Raw genomic sequence first — 20,283 nt, forward strand, 5'->3', positions numbered from 1 at the left:
GACTATTTACTGTTTGCCTTAACGATTTGGTCAAATATCCCGTTATTTTCAAAATGCTGTTTTTGCACCTTTGTCCAACCACCAAACTCTTTATCAATTGTGACTAATTTTAGTGGTTTGAAAGTCGTTGCATACTTTTTCAAGGTTGCTGCATTACGTGGACGATAGAAGTTTTTCGCTGCAATTTCTTGTCCCGCAGGTGAGTACAAGTAATTCAAATATGCTTTGGCTAAATTCAAATTACCGTCTTTGGCTGCATTCTTTTCAACGATCGCTACAGGTGGCTCAGCTAAAATTGAAAGTGATGGCGTAATGATTTCAAATTTACCGGGTTGTTCACGAGTCGCTAAGAACGCTTCATTTTCCCAAGCCAATAACACATCGCCAATACCACGTTCAGCAAATGTGGTTGTTGAACCACGAGCACCTGAGTCTAAAACTTTGGTTTGTTTATAAATTTGACGGACAAACTCTTGTGCTTTTGCATCAGAACCATAAGCGTGTTTTGCCCAAGCCCATGCCGCTAAATAGTTCCAACGTGCGCCACCTGAAGTTTTAGGATTTGGTGTAACAATCTCTACACCTGGTTTAACCAAATCACCCCAGTCTTTAATTGCTTTCGGGTTACCTTTACGCACAAGGAACACGATTGTTGAAGTATATGGTGTCGAGTTTTGTGGGAATTTCTTTTGCCAATCTTTCGGTAATAAGTTGGTATTCTGTGCAATCGCATCAATATCAGCCGCAAGAGCTAAAGTCACGACATCTGCTTGTAAACCATCAATCACAGCACGAGCTTGTTTTCCAGAACCGCCGTGTGATTGTTTAAAGTTAATATCTTGACCTGTTTTAGACTTCCAATAACCAGCAAACTGCTTGTTAAAACTATCGTACAATTCACGTGTTGGATCGTAAGATACATTTAGAAAGTCTTTTGCAGCGACTGAATAAGTAGAAGCAGAAAGAAGCGTTGCAACAACTGCTAATTTTAATTTTGAAAATTGCATGGTTTAATCCCCAAATTTTTCATAAGTTCGTTAATATGGAGTGAGCATAACGCTAGTCTTTATTCGTAAAAAATAATAAAAAACGAATTTTATATGAATAAAAAAGAAATAGATTTTGTGTATATCGTTATTAAAATCTGTGCAAAGCTGAGAGGGAAGTAGTGTAATGATTTGTCTTAAAAATGCTCAACGAGTTGATTCAATTCCGCTTTTAGATCGAGCATTTCATTATGGAGATGGTTGTTTTACCACAGCCCGATTTCATCATAATGTTTTGGAGCTCAAACATTTGCATTGGGCTCGCTTAAAGCTGGCTTCAGAAAAACTATTTTTAAAATTTAATCCTGTGCTTTTAGAACAAAGCATAGAAGTGCTACAACAACAGTTTTTAGTCTTAAACGGCACATTAAAAATTATGCTAAGTCGTGGTGAAGGCAATCGTGGTTATGCGATGCCAGAGCATGATGCAGATGTTTATGTATTGTATTATCCAAATAGTACGGCAGATTTTCAGCCTGAATACATTCAAAGTGGTGTATTGGATCAAGCGATTGGCTTGATGATGCCAAATTTAGTTGGATTGAAAACTTTAAACCGCTTAGAGCAAGTGATGTTGAAAAAAGAAGCCGCGGAGAAAGGCTGGTTGGAAGCTTTGGTGACAGATGTACAAGGTTCAGTTGTTGAAGGTGTGAGCAGTAATTGTTTTATTCAAATAAACAATACATGGATTACCCCAGAACTTCGTTATAATGGCGTCCATGGTGTGATGCGTGCAGAAATTTTGTCACGAATGCAACATTTTGGTGTTTCATGTGAGCAACGTTTTGTAGATATGGATGAAATTAGACATGTGCAAAGCTTATTTTTTTGCAATGCTTTGAGTCCAATGAAAATTGCGAAAAACTTGAATCATCAAACTTTAGACACTCAACCCTGTGTTGAGTTATTTGAAACTTTACAATTAAGTCAGTTTACTTCTTATGCCTCAAGCTAAATCTAAGTCTAAACCTAAAAAGAAAGTTCAAGATAAAGCCCCCAATAAAATGCAACATAAAGGCATTGCGATTATTTTGATTGTGCTTTTAGTACTCAGTGCAATTATTTTAAAAATGAGTATTTTTAAAAGTTATCCTGTCGAAGGGCAAAAGCAAAAATTATCCATCAGTAATGGTGAAACCTATACGGGTTTTATCGACCAATTGGCTGAAGAAAAGAAAGTCAGTTTTCCAATTATTTTAAAACTTTATCGTAAAATTTTTATCCATGACACCATGAAAGCTGGGGTGTACGAAGTTACGCAAGGCATGAATATGCGCCAAGTATTAGAAATGGTTTCTAATATTGAAAATGCGCAGATGAGTCGTCTTTTGGTGATTGAAGGAACGACTGCTAAACAATTAATTCAAGCACTTAAAAAAGATCCATTGGTTGAAAAGTCAGTGGTGAATTTACCGACTGCTGAAATGTTGAAAGCTTTAAATATTCCTTATGATCATCCTGAAGGGTTGTTTGCACCTGATACTTATTTCTTTGATAAAGGTGCGACAGATAAACAAATCCTAACCGATTTATATCAACGTCAAATGAAAATTTTAGATGAAGCTTGGGAAAAACGTGCACCAAATTTACCTTATAAGGATAAATATCAAGCCTTAATCATGGCTTCAATTATTGAAAAAGAAACCAGTGTAGACAGTGAGTTACGTCAAGTTTCAGGGGTATTTTATCGCCGATTAAAGCTTGGTATGCGCTTACAAACAGATCCAACTGTGATTTATGGTATGGGTGATAAGTATCAAGGTAAGATTTCTAAACAAGATTTACGTACACCAACAGCTTATAATACTTATACCATCAATGGTTTACCGCCTACACCGATTGCATTGCCAAGTAAAAAAGCAATTGAAGCGACATTGCATCCTGATGAGTCAGAAAATATTTATTTTGTCGCAACGGGCAATGGGGGACATAAATTTACCTCGAATTTGCCAGATCATAATCGTGCCGTGCAAGAATATATTGAAGTTATGCGAGCTAAGAATTAAGGAATGAGTATGTTTATCAGTTTTGAAGGTACAGAAGGGGTTGGAAAAACCACGCTCATTCGTAAACTTTTTGATTATTTTCAACAACAAGGCAAAGATGTTGTCCTCACACGTGAGCCAGGTGGCACGCCTTTGGCCGAGCAAATTCGTTCATTATTACTTTCTGTCAATCATGATGAAGCAATGAGTAATGATACTGAATTACTTTTGATGTATGCAGCGCGTGCACAACATTTACAAGCTGTGATTCTTCCTGCATTGGCAGAAGGAAAAATTGTATTATGTGATCGTTTTGTCGATTCAAGCTTTGCATATCAATGTGCTGGGCGTGGTTTAAGTCGTGATAAGTTGCAAGTTCTGAATGAAAATTTTGTTGCGAGAATGCCTGATATTACCTTTTGGCTCGATGCACCGATTGAGCTAGGCATGAACCGTGCAAGAGAGCGTGGTGCTTTAGACCGTTTTGAACAAGAAAAAGTAGTATTTTTTGAATCGGTACGTAGTGGTTTTTCAGAAATACATATGCGTGATTCACAACGAATGAAACGTTTGGATGCAACGCAAACACCTGAGCAAGTTTTTGCAGAAGCTATAGATTATTTAAAATAGGTCGAGCAAATACGACTTATTTTAAATCCTCGATGAGTGTTTTAAAGATTGATAATTTAAGTTATTTGTAATGTAAATTTTTAACTTAATTGCTAATGTATTCAATATCAAATGTCTTTATATTGTCTGAGTAATAAGGATATAAAGACATTATTTTATGAAAAGCTCAAAACAAGAAATCGTACAGTTTCTACAACAATTTTTTAGTCCAAGCCTAGAACGCTGTGAAATTGAAGAAGTGACGGATAAAGGCGCAACTTTGCTTTGGAAAGTAGGTGATGCCGATCTTCGTCCGGGTGGAACAATTTCAGGGCCCACCATGATGGCGTTGGCTGATTTCGCTTTATATGTTGCAATCATGGGGGAAATTGGTTTAATCGGTTTGGCTGTAACGACCAATATGAATATTAATTTTTTACGTAAGCCGACGGGTGGAAAAGACCTACGTGGGGTATGTAAGTTAATGAAAGTGGGTAAAGCTTTGGTCGTTGGGGAAGTGTGGATTTATTCTGTAGATTCAGATGATCCCGTGGCACATGTCACTGGAACGTATTCGATTCCACCACAAAGTATAGGATAGTTTGAGTAATCTTGAGTTGAAGTGGTTTTTAACTGATTTTACCAGCTATATTGCTTATAAATTGAAGCGTTTTCAGCAACAATGACTATTTCATGTTTATGAAAATAAGCATGAAAAGTATTGCTATTGTTAAGCGAATAGAGTGAACCTATTATTATAATTGTACTCTGATATTCACAATGCTAAGCTATTCATAATAAATGAAAATCAAATTTTTAAATTAATAATTGTATGGAATGATGAAGATGTCATTGGATCATGAAGTTGTTCATTTGTTCAAGGAACAGGTTTTTCCTTTATCAGACAAACTGACAGAGATGTTAAATGAACACTATTCACATCAAACTGAACGCCGTGGTTGTGGTTATACGCAAGCAACACGAGTTCTGGCTGAGTTTATCAATTTTCCACGAGATTCTGTTGAAGCAACAGATTTAAAAATATTTAAAGATTATGATTTTAAAAAATTAAAGAAAATTATCGATCAAAAGAATGCGTATGGTTTAGAGATTGAGGATTGGCATAACCTTGATCATAATTCATCGATTCGAAATTTTTTGAATACTGCAAAAAATGATGAGTTTAATGATTTAGTTGCACAAGAAGTTGTTATTCAAGAAAATTTAAGAAAAATTTCGCAACAAGCTCAGCTCGAAGAAAGTAAGATCGTTTGTAGTATGTTGGAAGATGTGATTTTACCGAAAACAACTGAAGAAACAGGTTATATAGAAATACAAACGTTGAGCGAAAAACCTAAAGTCGGCTCTTGTCCAATGGCTGAAACTTTTTTTCTGAAAATTGCACATGGTTCAATGTTGAGACAAGGTTCGATTAATATTTTTGTCGATGAGCAGAATCGTCCCTTACTCATAGAAAAAATGAATATGGGCGATAATCATTCTTGTATCAATTTACAGCCGTTGATTATGAATGGTATTCGTATTCCTGTGGGTTCTTTATTTTCTGTTGATTATGATATTGAACAGATTGAAGATAAAACGCCAAATCAAGAATTTAAGGGTTATATTATTCCTTACAAAGCCATTCAGGGTTTTTGGTTTTTAAGATTGACAACTTTAGCGATTTCGCCTGAAAATCGTAAGCGTGCATTCACTACACATTTTGAACAACAAGTGAAAAACGGTCTTTTTAGTCCTGACACAACGCTTTTAAAACAATTAAATGATGTCGCTGTATCACAATTAAGAGCATTAAGTCTCGGATAATTTATATGTTAAATGTTTGTTTTTCCCCACACTATTTTGCCGAAACACATACCAATAGTATGGAGAAGTTGGTTGCAGTGGCTGAAAAATTACAACAATTTGATGATTATAAATTCCATGAACCACAACCGATTGATCCAGAAATTTTAAGAGCATTGCATTCACCTAAATATGTGGATGCATTTTTAACAGGTGAGCCTAAAAAGCTGGCTACATTTGCAGGGTTTAAACCTTGGAATGAACAGTTAAGAGATGCTGTATTGACCATCAATTCAGGGCAGTTGATGGCGACCGCTTTGGCTTTTGAGCATGGTATCGCCGCCAATATTGCGCAAGGATTTCACCATGCAGCTTATGAATATGGTGGTTCATATTGTACCTTTAATGGATTGGCTTTAATTGCTCAGCAATATCCGAATAAAAGAATATTCGTCCTTGATTGCGATCAGCATGGTGGTGATGGAACTGCTGAATTTACCCGAAGATTAGACAATTTATATAATTTTAGTATTTATGGCTTGGCTTTTGGTTATCCAACTTATGAGCGTGCTGAGAGTCGGCATGTGCATACCAAAAATGGTAGTTTTGCTCAATATATGGTGGCTTTGCATGAGGCTTTTCAACGTGCAGAAGAATGGAAAGCCGATATTATTATTTATCAAGCAGGTATGGATTGCCATCAAGCTGACCCTTATGGTTCGGCGTGGTTTAGTACAGAGTTGATTCAAAAAAGAGAAGAGATTGTTTTTAATATGGCGAAACGACAGGGGACTCCAATCATGTTCGTTTTAGCTGGTGGTTATCAAGATTTAGATGATTTGGTTCAACTACATGTGCAAACTTTTCAAACAGCACATCAGATTTATTACGAAAAAAAGAAACGTTGAATGAATTGAAATTTAAACCAATTAGAAAAGGTATCTTATTGAAGATACCTTTTCTTTTGAGAATCAGAGATTTAAGGATTTAACTCCGAATCAATTAAAATTAAACACCTTCATTGACCAATGGTGTTTCTACGGTAAAGTTCGGAGGTGTAAGCACGGTTTTACGTAATTCAGGAGAAAGTTCAGGATAATCTAAGGTGTAATGTAAACCACGAGATTCCTTACGTTGCATCGCACAACGCACAATCATTTCCGAAACCATGACTAAATTACGAAGCTCGATCAAATTTTTACTGACATGATAATCTTGATAATATTCAGTAATTTCTTTTTTGAGCACTTCAATACGATGCAATGCACGTTGTAAGCGTTTGGTTGTTCGAACAATTCCGACATAGTTCCACATGGTTTGACGTAACTCATCCCAGTTTTGCAAGATCACCACGTCCTCATCAGGATTAGACACTTGCGTTGCATCCCATCCTGGAACATCGGGCACTGCAAAGTTTGCGTTATATTTAGCTTGAATATCTTTGGCAGCACTCATGCCGTAAACAAAACATTCTAATAATGAATTACTTGCCATGCGGTTTGCACCATGTAAACCTGTGTACGAGGTTTCACCAATCGCATATAAACCTGCAAGATCAGTTTGGCTATTTTCATCGACAACCACACCACCACAAGTGTAATGTGCCGCTGGAACAACAGGGATCATATCTGTAGTGATATCAATACCTAATTCAAGCAAGCGTGCATACAGTGTAGGGAAATGTTCTTTGACAAATTCAGCAGGTTTATGGGTAATGTCTAACCATACATGACGAATACCTAAACGCTTGATTTCAAAATCAATCGCACGTGCCACAATATCACGAGGAGCAAGTTCAGCACGTTCATCAAAACGCAACATGAACCGTTCACCATTTGGTAAGCGTAAATATGCACCTTCACCACGCATTGCTTCAGTAATTAAAAATGAACGTGCTTGAGGGTGATATAAACATGTTGGGTGGAATTGATTAAACTCCATATTGGCTACTCGGCAACCAGCTCGATAAGCCATCGCAATACCGTCACCTGTCGCAATGTCAGGGTTTGAAGTATATAAATACGCTTTCATTGCACCACCACATGCCAAAGCAGTGAAAGGCGCTAAAAAGGTATGTACTTTTTCATTGACTTCATCAAGTGCATACAGTCCGACAGCACGATTAGCTGCTGTTTTATCGCCTAATTTATGCGTTGTAATCAAATCAATAGCAATGAAATTTTCAAAAATATGAATATTTTGTTTTTCTTGTGCTCTTTGTACTAGTGTGGTGGAAATGGCTTTGCCTGTTGCATCCGCAGCATGGATGATACGACGTTGAGAATGTCCACCTTCACGGGTTAAATGCAGTTGTTCATCTTCATCTAATGTAAATTGCACACCATGATTCAGTAAAAAATCAACAGATGGACGGCCACCTTCAACAGTCTGCTTTACAGCATCAAGCTCGCAAAGTTGTGCGCCTGCAATCATTGTGTCATCAATATGCTGTTGAATAGAATCTGTTTCATCCAGTACAGCTGCAACACCACCTTGAGCAAAATAGGTGCTTGCATCGGTCAGTGTAGATTTAGCTAAAACAGCAATATTGAAATGTTCAGGTAACGATAAAGCTAAACTTAAGCCAGCACCACCACTGCCCACAATAATCACATCAAATTGATGTGTTGTGTTTAAATTAGACATGTCCATCAGCTAATTTGAAAAAAGTCTGCTAATAACACTCTTTTTTTAGAAAAAATACAATAGTCATAGGGTTCAGATTTTAGTCTAAATGCACCATAAAGGATTGTTTTAAGCTAATATTAAGTAAAGTCTTGTTTTATAAAAAAATGAAAACATATTATTACGCAAATACATCAAATAATATGTTACAAACATTTTTCAAGCTAAAAATCATAAGACGTAGGTTCGTGATAAATGAGTAATGGTCTAATACAAAAAGGAATGTATGCAGCAGTATTTTCCGTCGCTGCAGTAACATCACAAGTGCAAGCTTCAACACCCGTTGATTTTTCTAATTTAGTTGAACAAGTCAGCCCAGCTGTTGTGAGTGTAAATGTCGTTAAAAAATTATCTCAGGAAGAATTATTGCAGCAGCAAGTTCCTGAGATTCTAAAGCGCTTCTTTGGTAATCAGATCATTATTCCACAGCAGCGTGCACCACAAGAAAAAACCGCTTATGGCAGTGCATTCTTTATCAGTAAAGATGGTTATTTATTGACGAATCACCATGTGGTTGAAGATGCGTCAAAAGTGACCATCATGTTGAATGACCGCCGTGAAATTGATGCGAAGGTTGTAGGAAGTGATGAACGTACCGATGTCGCTTTACTGAAAGTTGAAGGTAATAATTATCCATCTTTAAGTATTGGTAATGTCGACCAATTGAAAGTAGGGCAACCTGTCCTTGCGATTGGTTCTCCATTTGGTTTCGATTATTCAGCTTCCGCAGGGATTGTGAGTGCGAAATCTCGTAATATGTTAGGTGAAACCTCAGTTCCATTTATCCAAACAGATGTGGCTTTAAACCCAGGAAACTCTGGTGGTCCACTGTTTAACCAACAAGGTCAAGTGGTTGGCGTGAACTCTCGTATCTTTAGTGGTACGGGTGGTTATATGGGTTTGTCATTCTCTATTCCAATTGATGTGGCAATGGATGTCGCTGATCAGTTGAAAAAGAATGGTAAGGTGACGCGTTCTTTCCTCGGGATTATGCTACAAGATATTGATCGTAACTTGGCTGAAGCTTATAAATTAGATAAACCAGAAGGTTCATTGATTACTCAAGTATCGCCAGATTCTCCAGCAGCAAAAGCTGGGTTTAAAGCAGGCGATGTGATTCTAAAATATAATGGCACACCGATTTCTCGTACTGGTGAATTGCTCAACTATTTAAATCGTACTCAACCAGGGCAGACAGTACAGTTAGAAGTATTACGTGATGATAAGCCAAAAGTGATTACTGCGACTTTAGCGACAGCGCCTGATGATACACCTGCTAAAAATGACTCAACAGCAGTGACGAAAGCACGTAAAGGACCAATTTTAGGTGTGGCTATTCGTGGGTTATCTGAACAAGAGAAGAATAAACTCAGTTTGAAAGGGGGCGTGTTGATTGAAGATGTGACTTCAGGTGGTCTTGCTGCTCAATCACGTATTATTCCGGGTGATATTATTACTCAAGTGAATAATAAGAAAATCAATACACCAAATGATTTTGTTGATGCTGTTTCTGAGTTGCAGAAAAATACGGTAGCTCGTGTAGCCATTGTACGAGATGGACAGCATGCGATGATTGGGTTACGTATTCAATAATACGTATTCCAAAAAGTGTTCGTCTGATTTTAAAATAGCACTTGAGCCACTCTTTGAGTGGCTTTTTTATGAGAAAATATCAAGCAAGATTGTGTTGTAAACTGAAAGGGAATGGCGTGAGTACATCGTATTTTGATTTAAAAATAACTGTTCAACCTGAGCATATTGATGTTTTAGGGCATGTCAATAATGTGGTTTATGTCCAATGGATGCAAGATGTGGCATCTGCGCATATCAAAGCCTTAGGTGTAGGGCTTGAACAGTATCTAGAAATGAAGCATGCGATGGTTGCTGTGGAGCACCATGTTCAATACCGTAAAGCCGCTATGTTGGGTGATGAAGTCATTCTTCGAACGTGGTTATATGATATCAATGCATTGTACTCGTTCCGTCAGTACGCATTCTTTAAAGCGAGCGATAACAGCCTATTGTTTACAGGCAATACCAAGTGGGCTTGTATTGAGATTGCTACGGGGCGTCCTAAGCGTATGTCGCCAACGTTTATTCAAGCTTATCAACCGATTGATGCGGAAATAGATCCTTTTGCGCTGAATGAAAAATCAACGACTTAGAATTCTGATTTTATTTGCCTATTTGAAATGATCATGTTTGGAGTATGTGTGAGCCAGTTGAAATTGATCGAAACTGAACGTCTGATTTTAAATGATATTGAACAAGCGGACGCACATGCTGTGTTTGAATTATTTTCAAATAATGATGTTTTGCAGTTCTACGATGTAAAGAAATTTACATCAATCAATCAGGCTTATGCTTTGATTAATAAAATGCATGATCGATTTAAAAACCAGCAAGGCTATCGTTATGCAATTCGTTTGAAATCTGGAAAACTGATTGGAAGTTTTGGGGTAAATAAAATTATTGAAACTAATGGTCAGTATGGTGTGCTGATTGGATATGATTTACATCCAGAATATTGGCATCAAGGTTTGATGTCGGAAGTGTTGAGGAGAATACTTCTGCAACTTAAAGAAAATTCATTATTTTCAAAGAGAATCAGTTTTGTGATTGCCGAAGTGTATGCTGAAAATGTTAAATCGATACAGCTTCTTTTGAAACATGGATTTCTCCAAACTGAACTGACTGAACTGAATGTAGATCAGCAGATTGATTTGAATTTGGAAATGGCTTCACGACTTATTTTTAAACATTCATTCTGTTGAGATGATGAGTATTTTCCGATCTGAAATATTTGTAGATCAAGTCACTTCAATAGATGGATAAAATATATTTCTTTTTCTATATCCGCATTCTGCTATAATCCATCGCAATTTATTTATCAGCTTTGCTATGTGATTTATTTTCACACATAGCGCAATTCACATGTTCAAGGTAGCCCATGGCGCAAGCTAAAAAATCCGTCGATATCAAAAATATACGCAATTTTTCGATCATTGCTCACATCGACCACGGCAAGTCGACGCTTGCAGACCGTTTTATTCAAATGTGTGGCGGATTGCAAGCGCGTGAAATGCAAGCGCAAGTCCTTGACTCAATGGATATTGAGCGCGAGCGTGGGATCACCATTAAGGCAGCATCCGTTACGTTGTATTACACACACCCAAATGGTGAAGAATATCAATTGAACTTTATTGATACACCAGGACACGTCGATTTCTCATATGAAGTTTCGCGTTCGCTTGCTGCCTGTGAAGGTGCATTGTTGGTCGTTGATGCAGCGCAAGGTGTTGAAGCACAGTCTGTTGCAAACTGCTATACCGCAATTGAGCAAGGCCTTGAGGTTCTTCCTGTACTGAATAAAATTGATTTACCGCAGGCTGAGCCTGAACGTGTAATTCATGAAATTGAAGAAATTATCGGAATTGAGGCGACTGAAGCGCCAACGTGTTCTGCGAAAACAGGATTAGGTGTGGAAGGTGTTTTGGAAACATTGGTGAATGTTATTCCTGCACCAACAGGTGATCGTGATGCACCATTACAAGCTTTGATTGTAGATTCTTGGTTTGATAACTACTTAGGCGTCGTCTCTCTAGTACGTGTTAAACAAGGCCGTGTGCGTAAAGGCGATAAAATGTTGATGAAATCAACAGGCCAAACACACATTATTACTTCGGTCGGTATTTTTAATCCTAAACATACTGAAACTGGCGTGCTTGAAGCGGGCGAAGTTGGTTTTGTGATTGCAGGGATTAAAGACATTTTTGGTGCGCCTGTCGGTGATACCATCACCCTAGCAACCACACCAGAAGTTGAAATTTTACCGGGTTTCAAAAAGGTTAAGCCACAAGTATATGCAGGCTTATTCCCAATTGACGCGAGTGATTTTGAACCGTTCCGTGATGCTTTGCATAAGTTACAAATTAACGACTCTGCATTATTCTTTGAGCCAGAAAGTTCTGATGCTCTCGGTTTTGGATTCCGTTGTGGCTTCTTGGGTATGCTCCATATGGAAATCGTACAAGAACGCTTAGAGCGTGAGTATGATTTAGACCTGATTAGTTCTGCACCAACGGTTATCTATGAAGCATTAATGAAGAATGGTGAAACGATTTATATCGATAGCCCATCTAAAATGCCTGATGGTTCAACTGTTGAAGATTTACGTGAACCGATTGCTGAGTGTCATATCCTTGTTCCGCAAGAGTACTTGGGTAATGTCATGACATTATGTATGGAACGTCGTGGCGTGCAAAAAGACATGAAATTCTTGGGTAATCAAGTATCGATTACTTTTGAAATTCCAATGGCAGAAGTAGTGATGGATTTCTTTGATAAGTTGAAATCTTGCTCACGTGGTTTTGCTTCGTTGGATTATAACTTTGTGCGCTTCGAGAGTTCATCTTTAGTTAAGGTTGATGTGTTAATTAATGGTGACAAAGTTGATGCGTTGGCAATGATTTGTCATCGTAATGATGCACGTCATCGTGGTATTGCTTTGGTAGAGAAAATGAAAGACTTGATTCCACGTCAAATGTTTGATGTTGCGATTCAGGCTGCTATTGGTGCACAAATTATTGCCCGCTCAACAGTAAAAGCAATGCGTAAAAACGTATTGGCGAAATGTTATGGTGGTGACGTTTCTCGTAAGAAGAAATTGTTATCTAAGCAGAAAGAAGGTAAGAAACGCATGAAGCAAGTGGGTAGTGTTGAAATTCCACAAGAAGCGTTCCTTGCAGTGTTAAAAGTAGAAAGATAATAAGAGGTATCTTCGCTCATGGATTTTGATTTTAATTTAATTCTCGTACCAGTAACGCTCGTATTTTTTGGGTTATGGTTACTCGATAAGTTTGTATTAAAACAGCGTGCAACCAAAGGTAAAGGGAATGAAAATGTCATTATTTCATGGGCGTATGACTTCTGGCCAGTTCTAGCGATTGTATTGGTATTACGTTCATTCTTCTTTGAGCCATTTAATATTCCATCGGATTCTATGGTTCCAACCTTAGAAACAGGTGATTATATTTTGGTAAATAAATTCCAGTATGGCGTTCGTTTACCAATAACCAATACTAAAGTTATCGATATTGGTGAGCCTCAACGTGGTGATGTTGCTGTGTTTAGATATCCAAAAAATCCTAAAATCAGTTATATCAAACGTATTATTGGCTTACCAGGTGATCGTATTGAATACAATAAAGGTCAATTGACGATTAATGGTCAAAATGTACAGCAGATTCCAACTGAATTTAGCCGTGAAAAAGATATTTTAGATACGCCTAAATCGATCTATTACTATGAGCAAATGGGTCAACATAAACATCTGGTTCGTTTGTTAGAAGGTCAAAATACTTTGATTAGTGCATTTAATTATGCGCAACAAAAACAAGATTTACCTTATGTTGCTACGGCCAATGAGCGTTTTGTGAAGTCAAATGGCGAAAGTTGGGAAATGACTGTTCCAAAAGGACATTATTTTGCAATGGGTGATAACCGTGACCAAAGTGCTGATAGTCGTTTTTGGGGCTTTGTACCTGAAGAAAACTTAACAGGTCATGCAATCTATGTGTGGATGCATAAAGAGCCTGGCTTTAAAATCCCATCATTCAGTCGTAATGGTGCAATCGATTAATGATTTATCAATAAATAAATTTCATGTGAAGGTCAATGCAAGTTGGCCTTTATTTTTATCTATTAAAACTATCGAGTGACTTTGATTCATAAGAAAAATTAAGCACAATAAATGATTAAAACTAGCAAGTTGTTGCACTTTCAAGGATAATAAGCCTGATAAATTTTTTGTTACCTCGTGTTAGTGTAGGAATGTAAGAAATTTATAGTCAGTTGAATCAATGAAACAGACAAGGACAATAGTTTGATCCAGTCATGTCATTTTTGTTCAATTGAAATGAAGGATTATTAATTTCACCTGTTGGATAAAAAAATGCGTAAAAATCAACAAGGCACTTCATATATTGGAATTTTATTGGGGATAATAGCGTTAGCTTTTATATTGAAAATCACAGTGGCTGTATGGCCTTTATACTGGGACGATCATGCAATTGATCAGCAAATTGTAGAGCAAATTAAAAATAGCCCTGCAGATATTAGCCCTGCAAAATTTTCATCAGAGGTTGGTAAAAGATTGGAGATGAACAATATCAGAGATATTAAATTTGATGATATTGCGACGGTTTCTACACAAGATGGTTTACAAGTGACTAAGAAATACGAAGTACGAAAAAATTTCATGCTGAATATAGATATAGTCCTCACTTTCGAGAAGAGTTTTGATAAAAGGTCAGTTGAAAGTAAGTGATCCTCGCTTACAAAGCAGAATTGGTTATCAGTTTAAACAACACGAGTTATTGCAACTTGCGCTGACGCACCGTTCGGTGAGTCACAAATATAACTATGAGCGCCTAGAATTTCTAGGTGACTCATTGTTAGGTATGATCATCGCTCATTATCTATATCATGCTTACCCAACTGAAAATGAAGGGCGTTTAACACGTATGCGTGCCACGCTTGTTCGTCAGGAAGCATTGGGCAAAATCGCCAATGATTTAAAATTAAGTACCAGTTTGATTTTAAGTACAGGTGAGTTGAAATCAGGTGGTCATCATCGTGAGTCAATATTAGCGGATACTGTAGAAGCGATTATTGGTGCGATTTATACAGACTGTGAGGATTTACCTTTATTGCGTTCAATTGTTTTGAAGTGGTATGAACCTTATTTCGAAAATATTGAACCGACAGATCAGTTGAAAGACCCAAAATCTCGGTTACAAGAATATCTACAAGCTCGTAAAAAACAACTACCAATTTACGAGGTTGTAGATATTCAGGGTGATGCACCGAATCAACATTTTAAAGTAGAATGTACAGTAGATGGCTTACCTAAAATGATGGGTGAGGGATCGAGTCGTCGCTTTGCAGAACAAGCAGTTGCGGCGGATTTTTTAAAGCTTTTGGAGCAGTAAACTGCATGAATACACATTCCGATCACAATGATGCTGATCACGAGCCGCCTGAAAACGGTAATGAGTTAATTAATCAATTTTTTAGTTCAGAAGGTTTTGAAATTCCTTCGGACTATCGAAGCGGGTTTGTCGCTATTGTTGGGCGCCCAAATGTAGGTAAATCGACATTAATGAATCATTTATTGGGTCAGAAATTATCGATTACTTCACGTAAACCACAAACGACTCGCCATAAAATTATTGGTATTGATAGTCGTGCAAAATCGCAGGCAGTGTTTGTTGATACACCTGGGATGCATAAAAAAGAAGTCCGTGCTATCAATAAAATGATGAACAAGGCTGCACATTCGGCATTACGTGATGTCAATTTAGTGTTATTCGTTGTGGATGCACAAAAGTGGACACCGAATGACGATTTAGTTTTAGAAAAACTGAAAAATGCAGAAATGCCAGTGGTTCTCGTCATCAATAAAATTGATACTTTAGAAAATAAGCGTTTGATTTTACCGTTGATTCAAGAGCGTGCAAAATTAATGAATTTTGCTGAAATTGTTCCTGTTTCAGCTTTACGTGGTGCGAACCTTGATCATTTACGTGAAGCTATTGAAAAATATCTTCCGTTCCAGCCACCATTATATTCTTTGGAACAATTAACGGATCGCTCTGAACGTTTCCTTGCGAGTGAAATCATTCGTGAGAAAATTATGCGTCAGTTGGGCGAAGAGTTGCCTTATGATTTAACCGTACAGATTGAATCATTCAAAACAGAAGAAGCGACCATCAATGAAAAGACAGGTCGTCCTAAAGCTGCATGTACTTATATTGATGCAACCATTTTCGTCGATCGTTCAGGGCAAAAAGCCATTGTGATCGGTGAAAAAGGTGCCAAGTTGAAGAAAATTGGTATGGATGCTCGTGTAGACATGGAAAAAATGTTTGAACAGAAGATCATGCTCACACTTTGGGTTAAAGTGAAAGGTGGGTGGTCTGATGATGAACGCGCACTTAAAAGTTTAGGTTATAGCGATATTTAATCGCTCAACAAAATAAAGGAACTGTGATGATTCGAGTGATTTCCATTCTTGCTTGTATAGTAATGTTGCAAGGCTGTATTACTAAAATTGTAACAGTTCCTGTTAAAGCCGCTTATGGTGTGACAAAAGGCGTTGTTAAAGGGACAGCCGCTGTCGTTGGTGCCGTCATTCCAGATGGTGATGATGATGAAAAGAAAGAAGAAAAGAAAAAAGACAATGATGATTAATTGTGACATCAGTGAATGAAGCACTGATCAATGCGTAATGAAGTTCTGCATGGTTATTTAATTCATCATCGTAAATATCGGGAACGTAGTCATATTGTGCATTTATTTACGCAAGAACATGGTCGTGTCGATGGTATTTTGAGACAAACCCCTCCACCACAATATCAGCCGATTACGTTGCAGGCTTCTGGTAAATCGGAACTGAAGAATTTTTCTAAACTTGAAATTTTAAACCAACCGATTTTCTTTTATGGTGATGCATTTTTTTCAGGTTTTTATCTCAATGAAATTATTTTAAGACTTTGCCCATTAGAAGAAGCACTGCCAGAAACTTTTGAGCAGTATCATTTAACTTTACAGCATTTACAAAAATTGGCTGAACATTCACAAGCTGATGTATTTCTTCGACAAATTTTACGCCAGTTCGAACATGCCTTATTAGAAGAATTAGGTTATCCCTTAGATTATGCACATGATTCGAATCAACAAGAAATTATTGTAAGTCAGCGCTATCAATTTCAGTTATCAGAAGGCTTTACACCCGTTGCCCATAGCTCAGCAGCAACGTTATCTGGCGAGCAAATTCTGAGTATGGTGAATTATGAAAAGGGTAGGGATTTCAACGCAGAACAGTTACAATTACTCGCAAAGCTTTATCGGCAAATGATTACTTCACTTTTGGGTGATCGTCCTCTTAAAAGCCGTCAGCTTTGGATTCAAAGCGCTCAATCGAAAACTGTGAATCGTTAATTCTAAATCTTTCAATATTTAATATTAGGAAAATGTTATGGCTGCATTGCTTGGTGTAAACATTGATCATGTTGCGACTCTAAGACAAGCACGTGGAACGACTTATCCTGATCCTGTAAAAGCCGCATTAATCTGCGAACAAGCAGGGGCAGAAGGTATTACCTTACATTTACGTGAAGATCGTCGTCATATTCAAGATGATGATGTGCGCCGTATGCGTCCAGTTTTAAAGACGAGAATGAATTTAGAGTTGGCTGTCACTGATGAAATGATCGCTTTTGCCAAAGAAATTAAACCACATCATGTTTGCTTTGTTCCTGAAAAACGTCAAGAAGTGACTACAGAAGGTGGTTTAGATGTAGTCGGGCATTTTGAAGATGTGAAAGCAGCGACTCAGGCTTTAGCAGCAGTTGGTTGTGATGTTTCATTATTTATTGACGCTGACTTTGCTCAAATTGATGCTGCAATTGCATGTGGTGCGCCAACTATCGAATTGCATACAGGTGCATACGCTGATGCTGAAAGTGTGGAAGTACAACAAGCTGAATTAGAACGTATTATTAAAGGTACTGAATACGCTGTGTCTAAGGGCTTAGTGGTCAATGCAGGGCATGGTTTAAACCTTGAAAATGTTGCTGCAATCGCTGCTATTCCGCAAATCCATGAGCTGAATATTGGACATTCTATTATCGCAGAAAGTGTTTTTGTGGGTTTAGAACAAGCGGTTAAAGATATGAAAGCTGCGATACAGGCAGCGGGTTAATTTTTCTTTTATTTTTGTTGTTGAATATTGGTCATGTCTAGTATTAATTATAATGAACTCATGCAACCCGTGATTGCTTTTTTAGGTTGCGAAACACCTAAAGCATGGTTGGATGAAGCATTGAACAATCTCCCATTGCTCATGCAAGATCATGCAAATTGTGAAAAAAAAGCTGCGGGAACAGCGATGAACTTAATGTTCCGTTATAGTTTTTTTACCGATTTACAGATCAAATTGGCACAACTTGTTCGTGAAGAAATGTTGCACTACGAACAGGTTTTAGAATTTATGGCCAAACGTGGTCAAGAGTGGAAAGGCTTGAGTGCTGGGCGTTATGCGGGTGGTTTGCGTAAAGAAATCCGTACTTATGAGCCTGAAGCTTTGATTGATATTTTAGTGATCGGTGCTTTTGTTGAAGCACGCTCTTGTGAGCGTTTTTACGCTCTTGCACCGATCGTCGATGAAGAGCTTGGTCGTTATTATCGTTATCTATTGAAGTCTGAATCTCGCCATTATGAAGACTATTTGGCGCTGGCTTTAGATGTTGCAAAAACTGCAAAGTTGAAAGATCCAGAAGAGGATATTCAGCAGCGTATTGAATTGATTCGAGAAGTTGAAAAGAACTTAATTTTAAGTCCAGATCACACTTTTCGTTTTCATAGTGGTGTTCCAAGTAAAGCGGTAGCTTAAATTGGGTGAATAAAGAAGAAGTGATTGATTCACTTCTTTTTTGTTTCTGTGTTATTCATTTTCTTATGTGCTATTCAATTGAAGTTAAATTCTTTTGTTATCTAAATATTGATATGAATGAACAGAATATAAAATCAAAGTAATGATGATATTGTTTTATATAGTAGAACTGCCTAATTATTCATACATATTTAAACAATATATCGATAGAATCTACTAACCATTCTTTCCTTTTCTTCTTCACCCACGCTCACCTTGCGCGATATATCGCTCATCTATAGGATTTAAATCAGGGCTGTATGGTGGTAACCATAATATATGATGCCCATGTTGTTCTAATAGTTTCTGAGTATCTGACCTTTTATGAAATGTCGCATTATCCATCACAGCAATACTTTGTTTCGGTAATTCTGGGATAAGAAATTCCTTAACCCCAAAATGAAATACATCTGAATTCACTTTGCAATCAAATAGCCCAATTCCAAATAAGCGACCTTGATATATTGCACCAATTGCATTGGTTTGATTCTTTAACTGCCAATTATATGATCCATAACAAGAGGTTCCTCGTTTAGAGTAACCATAAGGACGTTGTTCATGTGATTTATAAAGCCACTTTCACCGAGATAAACGATAGGGTGCCTGTGCTTTAACCCATCCAAATTATTTTAAATAGGCTCTAGACTAGCAAATTTATACTTAATTTTACCTAATGAGGTTTCACAACGCTGTTGCTAACTCATTAGGTTCTCTCATCCAACGCCATTCTGTTTCTTTAAGATGATAATCATTAGGATATTGTCCAATATCTGTTCGTACAGCACAATCATCTATTTTTGATGGTTTACATGATCGAATTCTTTTGATCTCTATACAGTTTTCCAACATAAAATTGTGTGGCAACGACTCGAATAGAATTTCCTTCCACAAGCTTAGCTAAAAATCTTTGTCTAAAATGTTTTGAATAACTCATTTATCTTATTGTCATATATTTTTAACAGTTTAACTATATTTATGCTTCAGCCTTATTTAGGGGAGGCTGTCTCGTCCTAGAATAGGTTGACGGTATTTACATTTAAAGCCGAGTTATATCACTAGCTCAGTTTTTCTCATTTCATACATTTGATTCGGCGTTAACATATCCGAACTCAAATGTGGGCGGTAATAATTATAAATGAAAATAGATTCAGCTATCAGCTTATCTAGCTCTTGCATTGTGTTACAACGTGTCGTTAAAAACTCCTGCTTCAATATTCCATTAACCCTTTCAGCTAAAGCATTTTGGTATGAGAAACACTGTTTCGCAAGATAACCATCTGTCATTGAGGGAAGAACCTTATGTTTACTCAATGCAGATTGGTAAAGCTCTGAACAATATTGAGAACCTCTATCTGAGTGGTGAATCATAATCTCTGTTCGATCTCTTTGTTTACTCATAGCCATTTCAAATGCTTGTACAACATTCTCAGCCTTCATGTCCTTCGATAGCTTATAACCTTTAATTTGCCGAGTATAAGCATCCGTTACCAAAGATAGATAATGTACACCTTCTACACTTTCAACATAGGTAATATCACTAACTAAAACTTCATTAGCTTGGGCTGGTTTGTAATTCTTTAATAAATTGGGATGTTTCTTCATCCAGTGTTTACTGTCTGTTATCTTGGTATAACGGCGTTTAGGTTGAATTAATAAG

General features: G+C 37.3%; 21 protein-coding genes and 2 pseudogenes. 18 read left to right on the forward strand and 5 right to left on the reverse strand.

Going from position 1 to position 20,283, the window contains the following annotated elements:
• Positions 1-2: 2 nt before the first annotated feature.
• Positions 3-1,007: a sulfate ABC transporter substrate-binding protein gene (locus tag GGG_RS0113725; RefSeq protein ID WP_010115832.1), complete on the reverse strand. Its 1,005-nt coding sequence runs from the start codon at positions 1,005-1,007 to the stop codon at positions 3-5.
• Between the two features lie 166 nt (positions 1,008-1,173).
• Between GGG_RS0113725 and pabC the strand changes: the two genes are divergently transcribed.
• From pabC to GGG_RS0113755, 6 genes are all read left to right on the forward strand, one after another.
• Complete coding sequence (gene pabC / locus GGG_RS0113730; protein ID WP_010115834.1) at positions 1,174-2,001, forward strand: aminodeoxychorismate lyase; 828 nt, start codon at positions 1,174-1,176, stop codon at positions 1,999-2,001.
• A complete protein-coding gene (gene mltG / locus GGG_RS0113735; protein WP_010115836.1) occupies positions 1,988-3,052 on the forward strand; it encodes an endolytic transglycosylase MltG in 1,065 nt (354 codons plus the stop codon). Before pabC ends, mltG begins: the two co-directional genes overlap by 14 nt.
• A 9-nt stretch (positions 3,053-3,061) precedes the next feature.
• A complete protein-coding gene (tmk, locus tag GGG_RS0113740) occupies positions 3,062-3,661 on the forward strand; it encodes a dTMP kinase (RefSeq protein WP_010115838.1) in 600 nt (199 codons plus the stop codon).
• 157 nt (positions 3,662-3,818) lie between these two features.
• Positions 3,819-4,241, forward strand: a complete 423-nt coding sequence (locus tag GGG_RS0113745) for a PaaI family thioesterase (protein WP_010115840.1) — start codon at positions 3,819-3,821, stop codon at positions 4,239-4,241.
• A 245-nt stretch (positions 4,242-4,486) separates the two neighbouring features.
• Positions 4,487-5,467, forward strand: coding sequence for a hypothetical protein (locus tag GGG_RS0113750; RefSeq protein WP_010115841.1), 981 nt, complete (start codon positions 4,487-4,489; stop codon positions 5,465-5,467).
• Between the two features lie 5 nt (positions 5,468-5,472).
• A complete protein-coding gene (locus GGG_RS0113755; protein WP_010115843.1) occupies positions 5,473-6,354 on the forward strand; it encodes a histone deacetylase in 882 nt (293 codons plus the stop codon).
• Between the two features lie 100 nt (positions 6,355-6,454).
• Here GGG_RS0113755 and nadB read toward each other — a convergent pair whose 3' ends face one another.
• Complete coding sequence (gene nadB, locus GGG_RS0113760; protein WP_010115845.1) at positions 6,455-8,098, reverse strand: L-aspartate oxidase; 1,644 nt, start codon at positions 8,096-8,098, stop codon at positions 6,455-6,457.
• A gap of 228 nt (positions 8,099-8,326) precedes the next feature.
• Between nadB and GGG_RS0113765 the strand changes: the two genes are divergently transcribed.
• The 12 genes from GGG_RS0113765 to GGG_RS0113820 all read left to right on the forward strand — a co-directional run bounded on the left by GGG_RS0113765 (position 8,327) and on the right by GGG_RS0113820 (position 18,587).
• Entirely contained in the window at positions 8,327-9,724 is a 1,398-nt protein-coding gene (locus GGG_RS0113765) for a Do family serine endopeptidase (protein WP_029574593.1), read from the forward strand.
• A 68-nt stretch (positions 9,725-9,792) separates the two neighbouring features.
• The gene (locus tag GGG_RS0113770) at positions 9,793-10,296 is read left to right on the forward strand and encodes a thioesterase family protein (RefSeq protein ID WP_010115848.1); all 504 of its coding nucleotides are present in this window, start codon (positions 9,793-9,795) and stop codon (positions 10,294-10,296) included.
• A gap of 48 nt (positions 10,297-10,344) precedes the next feature.
• Positions 10,345-10,905 (forward strand): GNAT family N-acetyltransferase, encoded by a 561-nt coding sequence (locus tag GGG_RS19815; RefSeq protein ID WP_157998083.1) that lies wholly within the window; start codon positions 10,345-10,347, stop codon positions 10,903-10,905.
• Between the two features lie 176 nt (positions 10,906-11,081).
• Entirely contained in the window at positions 11,082-12,899 is a 1,818-nt protein-coding gene (gene lepA / locus GGG_RS0113780) for a translation elongation factor 4 (protein WP_010115851.1), read from the forward strand.
• Positions 12,900-12,917: 18 nt separating this feature from the next.
• Positions 12,918-13,772, forward strand: coding sequence for a signal peptidase I (lepB, locus tag GGG_RS0113785; protein WP_010115853.1), 855 nt, complete (start codon positions 12,918-12,920; stop codon positions 13,770-13,772).
• 312 nt (positions 13,773-14,084) lie between these two features.
• Positions 14,085-14,459 carry a DUF4845 domain-containing protein gene (locus tag GGG_RS0113790; RefSeq protein WP_010115855.1) on the forward strand — a complete coding sequence of 125 codons (375 nt, stop codon included), beginning with the start codon at positions 14,085-14,087 and terminating at the stop codon, positions 14,457-14,459.
• Positions 14,431-15,123: a ribonuclease III gene (rnc, locus tag GGG_RS0113795; RefSeq protein ID WP_029574595.1), complete on the forward strand. Its 693-nt coding sequence runs from the start codon at positions 14,431-14,433 to the stop codon at positions 15,121-15,123. Before GGG_RS0113790 ends, rnc begins: the two co-directional genes overlap by 29 nt.
• Before the next feature lie 5 nt (positions 15,124-15,128).
• Entirely contained in the window at positions 15,129-16,157 is a 1,029-nt protein-coding gene (gene era / locus GGG_RS0113800; RefSeq protein WP_010115859.1) for a GTPase Era, read from the forward strand.
• Between the two features lie 26 nt (positions 16,158-16,183).
• A complete protein-coding gene (locus GGG_RS0113805; RefSeq protein WP_010115861.1) occupies positions 16,184-16,384 on the forward strand; it encodes an NF038104 family lipoprotein in 201 nt (66 codons plus the stop codon).
• A gap of 30 nt (positions 16,385-16,414) precedes the next feature.
• Positions 16,415-17,134, forward strand: a complete 720-nt coding sequence (gene recO / locus GGG_RS0113810; RefSeq protein ID WP_010115863.1) for a DNA repair protein RecO — start codon at positions 16,415-16,417, stop codon at positions 17,132-17,134.
• Positions 17,135-17,171: 37 nt separating this feature from the next.
• A complete protein-coding gene (gene pdxJ / locus GGG_RS0113815) occupies positions 17,172-17,897 on the forward strand; it encodes a pyridoxine 5'-phosphate synthase (RefSeq protein ID WP_010115864.1) in 726 nt (241 codons plus the stop codon).
• A gap of 33 nt (positions 17,898-17,930) precedes the next feature.
• On the forward strand, positions 17,931-18,587 hold the full coding sequence (locus GGG_RS0113820; protein ID WP_010115865.1) for a tRNA-(ms[2]io[6]A)-hydroxylase: 657 nt from the start codon (positions 17,931-17,933) through the stop codon (positions 18,585-18,587).
• Positions 18,588-18,827: 240 nt separating this feature from the next.
• Here the strand turns inward: GGG_RS0113820 and GGG_RS21060 are convergent.
• The 3 genes and pseudogenes from GGG_RS21060 to GGG_RS0113835 form a co-directional block, all read right to left on the reverse strand.
• Positions 18,828-19,178, reverse strand: a pseudogene (locus GGG_RS21060) (transposase); the annotation flags it as partial.
• A gap of 129 nt (positions 19,179-19,307) precedes the next feature.
• Positions 19,308-19,376, reverse strand: a pseudogene (locus tag GGG_RS21065) (IS1595 family transposase); the annotation flags it as partial.
• A 297-nt stretch (positions 19,377-19,673) separates the two neighbouring features.
• Positions 19,674-20,283, reverse strand: a 610-nt coding sequence (locus GGG_RS0113835; protein WP_010115867.1) for an IS3 family transposase, incomplete at its 5' end; no start/stop codon positions are given.

The organism is Acinetobacter sp. P8-3-8, assembly GCF_000214135.1.
Classification (GTDB): Bacteria; Pseudomonadota; Gammaproteobacteria; order Pseudomonadales; family Moraxellaceae; genus Acinetobacter.

Bases quoted from the DNA above. Each gene is read 5' to 3' on its own strand.
- GGG_RS0113725 (WP_010115832.1), bottom strand. From the start codon at position 1,007: ATGCAATTTTCAAAATTAAAATTAGCAGTTGTTGCAACGCTTCTTTCT.
- pabC (WP_010115834.1), top strand. From the start codon at position 1,174: ATGATTTGTCTTAAAAATGCTCAACGAGTTGATTCAATTCCGCTTTTA.
- mltG (WP_010115836.1), top strand. From the start codon at position 1,988: ATGCCTCAAGCTAAATCTAAGTCTAAACCTAAAAAGAAAGTTCAAGAT.
- tmk (WP_010115838.1), top strand. From the start codon at position 3,062: ATGTTTATCAGTTTTGAAGGTACAGAAGGGGTTGGAAAAACCACGCTC.
- GGG_RS0113745 (WP_010115840.1), top strand. From the start codon at position 3,819: ATGAAAAGCTCAAAACAAGAAATCGTACAGTTTCTACAACAATTTTTT.
- GGG_RS0113750 (WP_010115841.1), top strand. From the start codon at position 4,487: ATGTCATTGGATCATGAAGTTGTTCATTTGTTCAAGGAACAGGTTTTT.
- GGG_RS0113755 (WP_010115843.1), top strand. From the start codon at position 5,473: ATGTTAAATGTTTGTTTTTCCCCACACTATTTTGCCGAAACACATACC.
- nadB (WP_010115845.1), bottom strand. From the start codon at position 8,098: ATGGACATGTCTAATTTAAACACAACACATCAATTTGATGTGATTATT.
- GGG_RS0113765 (WP_029574593.1), top strand. From the start codon at position 8,327: ATGAGTAATGGTCTAATACAAAAAGGAATGTATGCAGCAGTATTTTCC.
- GGG_RS0113770 (WP_010115848.1), top strand. From the start codon at position 9,793: ATGAGAAAATATCAAGCAAGATTGTGTTGTAAACTGAAAGGGAATGGC.
- lepA (WP_010115851.1), top strand. From the start codon at position 11,082: ATGGCGCAAGCTAAAAAATCCGTCGATATCAAAAATATACGCAATTTT.
- lepB (WP_010115853.1), top strand. From the start codon at position 12,918: ATGGATTTTGATTTTAATTTAATTCTCGTACCAGTAACGCTCGTATTT.
- GGG_RS0113790 (WP_010115855.1), top strand. From the start codon at position 14,085: ATGCGTAAAAATCAACAAGGCACTTCATATATTGGAATTTTATTGGGG.
- era (WP_010115859.1), top strand. From the start codon at position 15,129: ATGAATACACATTCCGATCACAATGATGCTGATCACGAGCCGCCTGAA.
- GGG_RS0113805 (WP_010115861.1), top strand. From the start codon at position 16,184: ATGATTCGAGTGATTTCCATTCTTGCTTGTATAGTAATGTTGCAAGGC.
- recO (WP_010115863.1), top strand. From the start codon at position 16,415: ATGCGTAATGAAGTTCTGCATGGTTATTTAATTCATCATCGTAAATAT.
- pdxJ (WP_010115864.1), top strand. From the start codon at position 17,172: ATGGCTGCATTGCTTGGTGTAAACATTGATCATGTTGCGACTCTAAGA.
- GGG_RS0113820 (WP_010115865.1), top strand. From the start codon at position 17,931: ATGTCTAGTATTAATTATAATGAACTCATGCAACCCGTGATTGCTTTT.